The sequence below is a fragment of the Citrobacter sp. MGH100 genome (assembly GCF_001034465.1).
In the GTDB taxonomy this organism is placed as follows: domain Bacteria; phylum Pseudomonadota; class Gammaproteobacteria; order Enterobacterales; family Enterobacteriaceae; genus Citrobacter; species Citrobacter youngae.
Genome location: NZ_KQ089801.1, coordinates 341006 through 353649, shown reverse-complemented (window position 1 = coordinate 353649; position 12644 = coordinate 341006). Strand labels below are relative to the sequence as shown.

The window sequence follows — 12644 nt, the reverse complement described above, 5'->3', positions numbered from 1 at the left end:
CCATATTTATAAGAACAGGTTATCCACAGAGGTTGGGGAAGCGGTCATGGGTTTATTCATCTATCAGGCCAATGACTTCCCGCAATCCTGACCCACTTTATCCACAATTCCACCGTAAAGCGGTGCACTGTAGTTGTAGCAATTGTAGTCGATTAATACAACATATTGGGTCGGCGTGCATTTTAAGTTCTATATGTAGTGATTTGCATCAAGGATGTTTACGATTTATTTGATGTAGCGCAAAGTAAAAATCGGAGCGTACAGATGACGGGCAGTACAGCGATTGTAAATTGTGGGCAGAAAATTCTGATTAATTATTCAACAAAAACAGGAGGCTAAGCTAAGCGCATGTAGCAACGCCCGGTAGCGCTATGCGTACCGGGCTTGAGCATAATTGCAAGCTATTTTTGTACCCACCAGACGGCTTCGAAAGGACGCAGTGTCATGTCCCCAGGTTGGCTGGCGACCTCGGCATAGTTGTGCATTAGCACCTGCCAGTTTCCATCGGTCTGGGCTGGCTGCCAGCTCTGGAAAGTATCGCTCAGATTAGCAATGGCCAGCAACCGCTGCCCTTGCCACTCGCGTTGGTAACACCACAGATGTGGGCTGTCCGGTAACAGATCCTGATAGTCGCCCCAGGTAATAACTGGCTCCGCTTTGCGCAATGCGATAAGCCGCTGATAGGTGTAGAACACTGAGTCGGCATCGCTCAGCGCAGCCGCCACGTTGATCTCCGCCGCGTTGTCACACAGATTGATCCATGGCTCGCCCTCGGTAAAGCCCGCGTGTTGGCTGGCATCCCACTGCATCGGCGTGCGGCTGTTATCGCGGGATTTACTGGCGAGGATCGCCAGCAGTTCGTCGGCATCTCGCCCCTGACCGTTCAGTTCGGCAAACATGTTATGGCTTTCCACATCGCGATAATCGGTAATCTGGCTGAAGTGCGGGTTAGTCATGCCGATCTCTTCCCCCTGGTAGATATAGGGCGTGCCCTGCATACCGTGCAGCACCATCGCCAGCATTTTGGCCGACGGAATGCGGTATTTACCTTCATCGCCAAAACGCGACACGATGCGCGGCTGATCGTGGTTACACCAGAACAACGCGTTCCAGGCCTGATTGTGCATGCCCTGCTGCCAGTGGCGGAACAGGGTTTTCAGCGCCACATAGTCGGGTTTGGCTAACGTCCACTTCTCACCGTTGGGGTAATCCACTTTCAGGTGGTGAAAGTTAAAGGTCATCGACAGTTCGCTGCCATCGAGCGCGGCGTACTGCTGGCAGTTTTCCAGTGTGGTGGAAGACATCTCGCCCACCGTCATCAGGCCGCGTGGCGTGAAGACGTCGCGGTTCATCTCGCGTAAAAACGCATGCGCGCGCGGGCCATCGGTATAAAAACGGCGTCCATCGCCGTCGGGATCGTTCGGGAAGCTCTGATCTTTAGAGATAAGATTCACCACGTCGAGGCGCAATCCGTCCACGCCGCGATCGGCCCAGAATTCGCACACTTTTTTCAGCTCGGCGCGTACCGCCGGGTTCTCCCAGTTCAGGTCTGCCTGTTCAGGAGCAAAGAGGTGCAGATAATACTGCTCGCTTGCGGCGTGCCAGCCCCAGGCGCTGCCGCCAAATTTGGAACGCCAGTTGTTCGGTGTACTGTCTGGCGTACCGTCACGCCAGAGATAAAACTGGCGATACGGGCTGTCTTTATCCAGCGCCTCACGAAACCACGCATGCTGGGTTGAGGTGTGGTTAAACACCATATCGAGAATAATACGGATACCGCGCGCTTTCGCCTGCGCCACCAGTTCGTCAAAATCTTCCAGCGTACCGTAGGCCGGATCGACAGACAGGTAATCCGCGACGTCGTAGCCGTTATCAACCTGCGGCGAAATATAGAACGGCGTCAGCCAGACGGCATCGACACCCAGCTTTTGCAGATAGTCGAGACGCTGGGTCACGCCGCGTAAATCGCCGGTGCCGCTGCCGGTGGTGTCCTGAAAACTCTTGGGGTAAACCTGATAGATAACGCCGTTTTGCCACCAGTGTGGAATAGTCATGGTTGTTTCCTGGAAATACGCTGGGGCGCAACTGCGCCCCGAAGAAAAGTTAGATAATTTGTAATGTGCCCAGACGGTATTTACGCTGGTAAACAAATGAGGTCAGTATCATTGGGATAACAATCGCAATGACCATCGCCATGCCAAATACCTGCCAGTAGGTCGGCTGGATAGAGAGGATGCCTGGCAAACCGCCGACGCCAATCCCGTTTGCCAGCACTCCGTTCAGGCCGCACAGCAGTCCGGCGAGACCGGAGCCGATCATCGCGCACAGCATCGGGAAGCGGTATTTCAGGTTGATGCCGTACATTGCCGGTTCAGTGACCCCGAGATACGCGGAGATGGCTGCAGGGACTGAGATTTCACGTTCGTTGTGTTTGCGACTGGAGATAATGATGCCCACCACCGCAGAGGCCTGAGCGATATTCGACAGCGCGATCAGCGGCCATACCGGCGTGCCGCCCATGCTCTGAATCATCTGCATGTCGATGGCAAGCGTAGTCTGATGCACGCCGGTGATCACCAGCGGGGCGTACAGGAAGCCGAACAACGCCGCGCCGATCGGGGCAAAACTACCGGTCAGCAGATGACGGACCGCAAACGCGACACCATCGCCGATCATGCGGCCAAACGGACCGATAAAGGCGTGCGCAAGGAATACCGCAAGGATCAGCGAGCACACCGGGACGATCACCAGATACAGATAATCCGGCACGATGCGCTTCATGCGCGTTTCAATAAACCCGAGCGCCAGCCCGGCCAGTAACGCCGGAATAACCTGTGCCTGGTAGCCCACTTTCTCAATGCTGAACAGACCGAAGTTCCACACCTCCGGCACCTGCTGACCGAGCAAATAGGCGTTCATCAGTTGCGGTGAAACCAGGGTTACGCCCAGCACAATACCGAGGATCGGCGTACCGCCCATTTTCTTCACCGCCGACCAGCAGATCCCGACCGGCAGATAGAAGAAGATCGCCTCGCCAATCAGCCACAGGAAGTCGTAAAGGGTTTTCAGCGAAGGATGCATCTGCGCCAGCGTCTGGCCGTTGCTCATGGGCAGATCGCCGATTACGTTACGGAAACCTAAGATCAAACCGCCGCTAATTAGCGCGGGCAGCAACGGGAAGAAGATCTCGGCAAAATGAGAAATCAGCTGTTCGTGCCATTTCATATTCTGCCGCGCCGCTTTTTTCGCCTGCTCTTTGTCGGCGCTGGCCTGTCCGGTTGTCGCCAGCAGCGCTTTGTAGTAATCGCCCACCTCGGTGCCAATCACTACCTGAAACTGCCCGGCGTTGGTGAAGCAGCCTTTGACCATCGGTAGCTGTTCGATCTCTTTGGGTCTGGCATTCGCGGGTTGATTCAACACAAAACGCAGGCGCGTAATGCAGTGACTCACCGTGGCGATATTGTCGCGCCCGCCTACCAGCTCAATCAGCCGGTCGATATCCGCTTGTTTTACTTTGCTCATGATGACGTGTGTTCCCCGTAGGTCGGATTAGACGCTTTCGCGACGTCATCCGGCAGCTGTCTCGTTGTTGGTGCCAGAGTATATCGTCGGTGAATATTTAAAAATGGGAACGTTCCCGAAACGCAGTGAAGATCACAAATTAGTGCTCAGAAAGCAATCAGGAGAGGCTGGAGGGAATAACGATTTGCCGCAGTTCGCTGCGGCCGTTGATCTGTTCGATCAGCTGCGAGGCCGCTTGCCGTCCGGCTTCAGCGTAGCCGGGATCGACGGTGATGATCTCCGGATGGAGGAATTTCATCAGCGGCGTATTACCGACGCTTGCCAGTTGCAGGTTGTCGATTCGCTGTTCCTGCAGATATTTGCTGACGCCAAGGGCAAGCGTGTCCGTCGCACAGACTAACGCAGTTGTTTCCGGCGTAATGACATCGGCGGCATGCTCATAGCCCTGTTTCATGGCCAGACCAGGCAGAGCAGCGACAGGATGCAGCTTATGTTTCTTGCAGAAGGTCAGGTAGGCCTCATGACGGCGCTTACCGGTGGTCACGTCGCTATGGGGGACGCCAAGGAAACTGATATGACGATGTTCGCGATCGTACAGACGCTGCATCAGGGTATGAATGGCGCCTTCGTCGTCATAACAGACGGAGGCAAAGCCTTTGGCATCCCTGGCCAGCAGAACCAGAGAGTCCTGCCAGGAGGTGAGCATGGTTTCCGTTACGCCGGTAAAACCAAACAACACGACGCCATCAATGTTGCGACGTTTGAGCATTCCCAGATGTTCTTCTACCAGTTCAGGCGAGAACTGGCTTTCCATCATAATCGGATCATAACCCTGCTCATAAAAGGCGGGTAGCATGGTCTGCACGGCGAGATTTTCCGAAAGTGAGTCCAGACGCGTGACGATAATCGCCACGACTTTGTCGCTTTGCCCACGCATGGCACGTGCGGAGCGGGAAGGGGAGAAACCGTGCTGATTCATCACTGCTTCAACACGTTCACGGGTGCGTTCGCTAACGCCGCTTTCGTTGTTGAGCACACGGGAAACCGTTGATTTCCCTACACCGCTTAAGCGGGCGATGTCTTTAATAGTCAGCCGATTTTGCATCCTGTTTTCCCGTTGCGCACTTTTTCAGTTATATCAAAGAGAGTAACTTTACCCATGTGGAGTGCAATGGGGAAAGTCTGCTTTAAACCGTTCACCCTTCAGGCGATGTGTATACGTTTGGTTTAGTTTCCATGCTGTATCATACCGCCATAATTGTCACAAACCTTATGGTTTTCTGCGTATAATCTGCAGCGCTTATCATTCACTTACCGGAGGCTATATGGATCCCGATCCCACCCCTCTCCCTAAATGGAGAACTCCCCCTCTCCGGTAAGCCTGTTTTCACTGTCTTACCGGAGCTGTAAGACAGTGACGTTCTGACGTCCCTGTTGTGATTTTAAAATTGCCACCAGGCAAGGCTTTGCCACGCCTGAAGGATTTACTGCGCCCGCTTATACTGGTGCAGAGGGACTGCCTATGTTCAAAAATATTACTCGCCAGCTGTTTGCCCGGCTAAACCGCCATTTACCGCATCGTCTGGTGCATCGCGATCCGCTACCCAATGCGCAGACCGTCGCCAGCACGCCGATCCCGCCTTCGCTGAGCGAACATTGCCTGAAAATGGCGCTGATGGACGAAGAAGCGCTGTGGAAAACGTTTGGCGCGCACCCGGAAGGATTGAACGCCGCAGAAGTGGAAAACGCTCGCGAGTTACATGGCGAGAACCAGCTACCGGCGCAGAAGCCGTCGCCATGGTGGGTACACCTGTGGGTCTGCTACCGCAACCCGTTTAATATTCTGCTGACTATTTTAGGCGGCATTTCTTATGCAACCGAGGATCTGTTTGCCGCGGGCGTTATCGCCTTGATGGTTGTCATCTCCACGCTGCTTAATTTTGTCCAGGAAGCGCGTTCCACCAAAGCGGCGGATGCGTTGAAAGCGATGGTCAGCAACACTGCTACGGTGCTGCGCGTCATCAACGAGAAAGGGGAGAACGGCTGGGTTGAACTGCCGATCGACCAGCTGGTGCCTGGCGATATTATTAAGCTGGCAGCAGGGGATATGATCCCAGCCGATCTGCGCGTGGTGCAGGCGCGCGATCTGTTCGTGGCCCAGGCTTCACTGACCGGTGAATCGTTGCCGGTGGAGAAAGTCGCCACCAGCCGCGACCCGCAGCAAAGCAACCCGCTGGAATGCGATACCCTGTGCTTTATGGGCACTAACGTGGTGAGCGGAACGGCACAGGCTATCGTCATTGCGACCGGAGCCAATACCTGGTTCGGGCAACTGGCGGGCCGTGTTAGCGAGCAGGAAAGCGAGCAGAATGCCTTCCAGAAAGGGATCAGCCGCGTCAGCATGCTGCTGATCCGCTTTATGCTGGTGATGGCGCCAATTGTTCTCATCATCAACGGTTATACCAAAGGTGACTGGTGGGAAGCGGCGCTGTTTGCGCTGTCTGTGGCGGTGGGACTTACTCCAGAAATGCTGCCGATGATCGTCACCTCGACGCTGGCGCGTGGGGCGGTGAAGCTGTCAAAACAGAAGGTCATCGTCAAACACCTCGACGCCATCCAGAACTTTGGCGCGATGGATATTCTGTGTACCGATAAAACCGGCACGCTGACACAAGATAAAATAGTGCTGGAGAATCATACCGATATCTCCGGCAAGCCCAGCGAACATGTCCTGCATTCCGCGTGGCTGAACAGCCACTATCAGACCGGGCTGAAGAATCTGCTGGATACGGCAGTGCTGGAAGGCGTGGACGAAGAATCCGCCCGCCGGCTCTCTACCCGTTGGCAAAAAATCGATGAGATCCCGTTTGATTTCGAACGCCGCCGCATGTCGGTGGTGGTCGCTGAAGAAACCGATGTGCACCAACTGGTATGTAAAGGCGCGCTGCAGGAGATCCTCAGCGTTTGCACCCAGGTGCGCCATAACGGTGAGATTGTCCCGTTAGATGACAACATGCTGCGTCGGGTGAAACGCGTTACCGATACGCTGAATCGTCAGGGGTTGCGTGTGGTGGCGGTGGCAACCAAATACCTGCCTGCGCGTGAAGGGGACTATCAGCGTATTGATGAATCCGATCTGATCCTCGAAGGGTATATCGCGTTCCTCGATCCGCCGAAAGAAACGACCGCCCCGGCGCTGAAAGCGCTGAAAGCCAGCGGTATTACGGTGAAAATTCTCACCGGTGACAGCGAACTGGTTGCGGCGAAAGTGTGTCATGAAGTGGGTCTGGATGCAGGTGATGTGGTTATCGGCAGCAGCATTGAAGGGTTAAGCGACGACGAGCTGGCCCGACTTGCCCAGCGCACCACGTTGTTTGCCCGCCTGACGCCAATGCACAAAGAGCGCATTGTCACACTGCTCAAGCGTGAAGGTCATGTGGTCGGCTTTATGGGCGATGGCATTAACGACGCCCCGGCGCTGCGCGCGGCGGACATTGGTATCTCCGTTGATGGCGCGGTTGATATTGCGCGTGAAGCGGCAGATATCATCCTGCTGGAAAAGAGTCTGATGGTGCTGGAAGAAGGGGTGATCGAAGGACGCCGTACCTTCTCTAACATGCTGAAGTACATCAAAATGACGGCCAGTTCTAACTTCGGTAATGTGTTTAGCGTGCTGGTGGCGAGCGCCTTCTTACCGTTCCTGCCGATGTTGCCGCTGCACTTACTGATCCAGAACCTGCTGTACGATGTATCCCAGGTGGCGATTCCGTTTGATAACGTCGACGAAGAGCAGATCAAAAAGCCGCAGCGCTGGAATCCCGCCGAGTTGGGCCGCTTTATGATCTTCTTTGGACCGATCAGCTCGATCTTCGATATTCTGACTTTTTGCCTGATGTGGTTCGTCTTCCATGCCAATACGCCTGAACATCAGACATTGTTCCAGTCGGGCTGGTTCGTGGTGGGTCTGCTGTCGCAAACGCTGATTGTGCATATGATCCGTACCCGTCGCGTGCCGTTCATCCAAAGCCGCGCCGCATGGCCGCTGATGCTGATGACGCTGGTGGTAATGGTGGTGGGCATTGCGTTGCCGTTCTCACCGCTGGCCAGCTATCTGCAATTGCAGGCGCTGCCGCTGAGCTACTTCCCGTGGCTGGTTGCGATTCTGGCGGGTTACATGACATTAACTCAGCTTGTGAAAGGTTTTTATAGCCGCCGCTACGGCTGGCAGTAATCCTCAACTTCTCTTCTGCAGGATGGTGTTAATACCATCCTGCATTTCACTTTTTCATTCGAAAGATATTCCCTCGAAATATTGGTGTTTTATTTTTATTGAAATGCTCACGCGGTAATTAGTATCAAATTGCCTTCTTTGCGTTGCTTTTTTATCAATAAAACGATCTCCGTTGCAAAAATGAAACAGCGTGCTAAAAATTATAAGCATCTGCGATTTTTTGTGAACGTAGTCATCGAAATAAATTGTTACACCAGTTAGTCTGCACAGGTAACATCGTTAAGAAAGTTTCACGCTGCCCATTTTTAATTCCGGCAGTCATTTGCTCTGCAAGCTATTCCTGTTAATGGATATTATGAACTTCTGGAGAAGGACAAATGAAACTGACAAAAAACCTGTTAAGTCTGTGTATTGGCGCGTCGGTATTACTGGCGAGTCATGCAACGCTGGCACAAACCTTTCGCGCCGCAGATGTGCATCCGGCTGATTACCCGAACGTTGTTGCCGTGAAACATATGGGGGAAAAACTGAGTGCCGCCACCGACGGTCGTCTGGAGATTAAAACCTTTCCCGGTGGCGTGTTAGGTGACGAAAAACAGATGATTGAACAGGCGCAATTAGGCGCTATCGATATTATTCGCGTTTCAATGACGCCGGTTGCCGCCATTCTCCCTGAAATTAACGTCTTTACCCTGCCGTATATCTTTCGTGATGAAGACCATCTGCATAAGGTTCTCGACGGCATGATTGGTCAGGAGATTGGCGACCGCCTGACGGCAAACACCAAATCGCGGCTGGTGTTCCTCGGCTGGATGGATGCCGGAACGCGCAACCTGATCACCAAAAATCCGGTGGTGAAACCGGAAGATTTACACGGCATGAAAATCCGTGTTCAAGGGAGTCCGATAGCGCTGGATACCCTGAAAGCGATGGGCGCTAACTCCGTTGTGATGGGCGTCAGTGAAGTCTTTAGCGGCATGCAGACCGGCGTTATTGATGGTACGGAGAATAATCCGCCAACGTTTGTTGCGCATAACTATTTGCCGGTCGTGAAAAACTATACCTGGAGCAAACATTTTATTATTCCTGAGCTTTTTCTGTTCTCGAAAGCTAAATGGGATAAGTTGAAAAAAGAAGACCAGGATCTCATTATTAAGCTCGCTAAAGAAGCCCAGGTAGAGCAACGCAAACTTTGGCAGGATTATAATGCGAAATCGCTGGAGACCATGAAAGCCAATGGCGTTCAGTTCCACGATATTGATACGGACTATTTCTATAAAGCCACGCAGTCAGTGCGGGATAATTACGGTAAAGACCACCAGGATTTGATCAAACGGATTCAGGATGTGAAGTAATTCATCAGGTGGAGGATATCAACCCTCCGCCTGAATCTTTTGATTAATTCGAGGTGATGATTATGGGTGAATGCTATTCATCGGTAATGGATTTTCTTTATCGGGTATCAATGTGGATTGCCGGTATCGCATTATTAGTCATGGTTGCCATTATCCCTATTGGCATATTCGCGCGTTATGTTCTGAATAACGCTCTGTCATGGCCTGAGCCCGTCGCCATTCTCTGTATGGTGACATTCACCTTTATTGGTGCGGCGGTGAGTTATCGCGCAGGTTCGCATATCGCAGTGAGCATGGTGACTGATCGTCTGGGTGATGCTTCCCGCCGTTATTGCTCGATAATCGCAGACGTTATGCTGGTGGCGATAAGCCTGTTTATCCTCTGGTACGGAACCAATCTCTGTCTTGAACTGTGGGACCAGCCCGTGGCGGAATTCCCGCTTTTAAGCGCCGGGCAAAACTACCTCCCATTGCCGATTGGCTCTGCCATAACGCTGCTATTTATCGCGGAAAAGATTTTCCGTGGTCCGCAGTACCAACGTCCCGTTGTCATGCTGGGTTCGACCAGCTAGTTACCGCCCCCATTTCAGAAAGGAAAGCAGATGGATGCATTTATTCTCGTCTTTACGCTCGGCATTATGCTGGCGATTGGGGTACCGGTAGCGTACGCGGTTGGTATTAGCGCCATCATTGGGGCCTGGTACATTGATATCCCACTGGAAGCGGTGATGATCCAACTGACCAGTGGGGTGAATAAGTTTTCGCTGCTGGCGATCCCGTTCTTTATTCTGGCCGGGGCTATTATGGCCGAAGGGGGAATTGCGCGGCGGCTGGTGAACTTTGCCTATATTTTTGTTGGCTTTATTCGCGGCGGACTGTCGCTGGTAAACATTGTGGCATCGACCTTTTTTGGCGCAATTTCTGGATCGTCTGTAGCTGATACCGCATCCATTGGTTCGGTGATGATCCCGGAGATGGATAAAAAAGGCTACCCGCGCGATTTTGCCGCAGCGGTTACTGCCAGCGGCTCGGTACAGGCGATCCTCACACCGCCCAGCCATAACTCGGTTATTTACTCGCTGGCAACCGGCGGCACGGTGTCGATTGCCGCGCTATTCATCGCCGGGATCCTGCCGGGCCTGCTGTTAAGTTTCAGTCTGATGGTAATGTGTGTGGCGTTTGCGCACAAACGCGGTTACCCAAAAGGGGAACGCGTGCCGTTTCGCCAGGCGCTGAAGATTTTCGTCGATACGCTGTGGGGCCTGATGACGGTTGTGATCATCATGGGCGGTATCTTGTCAGGTATCTTTACCGCGACGGAATCAGCGGCAATTGCCTGTCTGTGGGCCTTCTTTGTCACCATGTTTATCTATCGTGACTATAAATGGTCTGAGCTGCCAAAGCTGATGTTCCGCACGGTGAAAACGGTCACGATCGTCATGATCCTGATAGGCTTTGCCGCCGCATTCGGTGCCGTCATGACCTATATGCAGTTGCCGATGCGTATCACCGAAGCCTTCACCAGTATTTCGGACAACAAATACGTCATTCTGATGTGCATTAACATCATGCTGTTGCTGATCGGTACGCTGATGGATATGGCGCCGCTGATCCTGATTTTGACGCCGGTTCTGCTGCCGGTGACCAACGCGCTCGGCATTGATCCGGTCCATTTTGGCATGATCATGCTGGTGAACTTAGGGATCGGCCTGATTACGCCGCCGGTAGGGTCAGTGCTGTTTGTGGCCAGTGCGGTGAGTAAGCAGAAAATAGAGCAGGTGGTGAAGGCGATGCTGCCGTTCTACCTCGTGCTGTTCCTGGTGCTGATGCTGGTGACGTACATTCCGGCGATTTCGCTGTTCTTGCCGAAACTGTTTGGCGTGATGTGATAAATGCCCGGTGGCGCTCGCGCTTACCGGGCCTACCTAAATTCATTCCGGGCTTCCATGCCCCTTTTTTTTTGTGTTTCACACAATGCAGCTAAATATTTTCTGAATTATGGCATTGCCAGTGTCTTCCAACAGAATACGCTAGATTATAAATGTTAACATCTTGTCATGTTAATTATTCTCAGGAGGCATTATGAACGCTTATATATTGGGGAGAGAGGAACCTGAATATAGTATTGATGTTGGAAGTGGTGAATGGTGCAGTGCGGGGCATTTTTCAGATCAATTTTATTATTATAAATATTACCTGGAGCAATTGATTGATGGGAGCTTATATTTAAAGTATCGCTATCCTTTTGCACGAGAAAATTTACTGCATTATTTGCAAAATACGGGTGAAGACATACATATTAACTTAACTGATATGATGGGAAAATCAGCCCAGTTAAGGGATAATTATGTGCAATTATTGGATGCAGCAAAGAGTTTTTGTAAAACATTACCGCCAGGTCAGCATGAGTTTACTTCTGCGCATGTTAATACTGATGATTTTATTTCTAGCGATCCAGACTTGTTTTATGCTATAGGAGGTTATCAATACTGGGGCAAAGGTCGAGTGCAAATTACCGAAGATAAGTATAAAAATACAATGAGCAATGGTAGTAGACTATGTAGTTATAATTTGACATTTCAGTTTAAGTTTTTTGACAGGTATAACTGGAATGTTAGTGTCGTAAATTCTGGAGTTCGTTTAGGTAGTATCGTTCCTGTGAATGATACTTTTATGGGGAGGTTTCATCAGGAGTGTCTGGCCAGAGAGTACAATATTTTTGGTGCCATTGAGTCAGAGGTAAAATGGCATGACTGAGCATGGCACTTTATTTTACATAGAAAAAATACTTACTTTCGCTTTAGTTTGTGCTTTTTGTTATATGCTGTATATTATTTCGGTTTGCTGGTTACCAGTACGTGAAAGTCACTATCTTCTGGTTGTACAATGGTGCCGTAACGATGATTCAAATACCCACTATGCAAAGAATTTATCCTGGCATGGTTTATATGTTTATTTGGAGAAATCGTCTGGGAATATTATTGTAAGGGAAATGAACACTCCTCTACACGATCCATTTCAGCCTTATCGGTACGTTTACCGTAAAATTGCACATGAAAATGATATATCCTTGGTCGCAGAGAAATGGGGGGTAATTAAGTGTCAGGGAAAAAATAAAGCGCTCATTGGTTCATCTGGTTATTCTTTTTTATGGAGACATGGCCAATGAAGACTTTTATAAGACGAGCTACTATAAAAATATTTTTTTTACTAATTATAATGTTTATCTGTATTTTTTCTATTAATTCAGTTGAAAGATATAACAACATTGTTGGTTTTAAAATTCACAATAAGGTAGTTTATACATTGGAAAAGATGAAGAATGATAGTGATGATGATCTTAAAATTAATATTTATAGTTCAAGGTTGAACTGGGTTTTAGGACAAACCTGTTTCTCAGAGAATATAGAATCACAGCAAAAAGGGGAAATGGAATTATATAATTGGGGTGTGGGGATAATCGAAAATGAAACCATCACCTTAAAGAATAATGGAAGAGAATTGATTTTTTCAGTTATAGGCTGCAATACTTAAGG

At 50.8% G+C, this 12644-nt stretch carries 10 protein-coding genes; 7 read left to right on the top strand and 3 right to left on the bottom strand.

Annotated elements, in window-relative coordinates; genetic code table 11:
* Positions 1–401: 401 nt before the first annotated feature.
* From treC to treR, 3 genes are all read right to left on the bottom strand, one after another.
* On the bottom strand, positions 402–2054 hold the full coding sequence (gene treC, locus SK32_RS13280) for an alpha,alpha-phosphotrehalase (RefSeq protein ID WP_048212843.1): 1653 nt from the start codon (positions 2052–2054) through the stop codon (positions 402–404).
* A gap of 49 nt (positions 2055–2103) precedes the next feature.
* Complete coding sequence (treB, locus tag SK32_RS13275) at positions 2104–3522, bottom strand: PTS trehalose transporter subunit IIBC (protein WP_048212842.1); 1419 nt, start codon at positions 3520–3522, stop codon at positions 2104–2106.
* 157 nt (positions 3523–3679) lie between these two features.
* On the bottom strand, positions 3680–4627 hold the full coding sequence (gene treR / locus SK32_RS13270; protein WP_048212841.1) for a trehalose operon repressor TreR: 948 nt from the start codon (positions 4625–4627) through the stop codon (positions 3680–3682).
* 417 nt (positions 4628–5044) lie between these two features.
* On the opposite strand from treR, the gene mgtA reads away from it, so the two are divergent.
* The 7 genes from mgtA to SK32_RS13240 all read left to right on the top strand — a co-directional run bounded on the left by mgtA (position 5045) and on the right by SK32_RS13240 (position 12642).
* Positions 5045–7753: a magnesium-translocating P-type ATPase gene (mgtA, locus tag SK32_RS13265; protein WP_048212840.1), complete on the top strand. Its 2709-nt coding sequence runs from the start codon at positions 5045–5047 to the stop codon at positions 7751–7753.
* Positions 7754–8130: 377 nt separating this feature from the next.
* The gene (locus tag SK32_RS13260) at positions 8131–9108 is read left to right on the top strand and encodes a TRAP transporter substrate-binding protein (protein WP_048212839.1); all 978 of its coding nucleotides are present in this window, start codon (positions 8131–8133) and stop codon (positions 9106–9108) included.
* 62 nt (positions 9109–9170) lie between these two features.
* A complete protein-coding gene (locus SK32_RS13255) occupies positions 9171–9680 on the top strand; it encodes a TRAP transporter small permease (RefSeq protein ID WP_048212838.1) in 510 nt (169 codons plus the stop codon).
* Positions 9681–9710: 30 nt separating this feature from the next.
* Positions 9711–10997, top strand: coding sequence for a TRAP transporter large permease (locus tag SK32_RS13250; RefSeq protein WP_003839607.1), 1287 nt, complete (start codon positions 9711–9713; stop codon positions 10995–10997).
* A gap of 193 nt (positions 10998–11190) precedes the next feature.
* Entirely contained in the window at positions 11191–11865 is a 675-nt protein-coding gene (locus SK32_RS13245) for a hypothetical protein (RefSeq protein WP_231591581.1), read from the top strand.
* A complete protein-coding gene (locus tag SK32_RS24815) occupies positions 11858–12277 on the top strand; it encodes a hypothetical protein (protein ID WP_071887313.1) in 420 nt (139 codons plus the stop codon). Before SK32_RS13245 ends, SK32_RS24815 begins: the two co-directional genes overlap by 8 nt.
* Complete coding sequence (locus SK32_RS13240) at positions 12274–12642, top strand: hypothetical protein (RefSeq protein ID WP_048212837.1); 369 nt, start codon at positions 12274–12276, stop codon at positions 12640–12642. The genes SK32_RS24815 and SK32_RS13240 overlap by 4 nt, the downstream gene beginning before the upstream one ends.
* Positions 12643–12644: the final 2 nt, after the last annotated feature.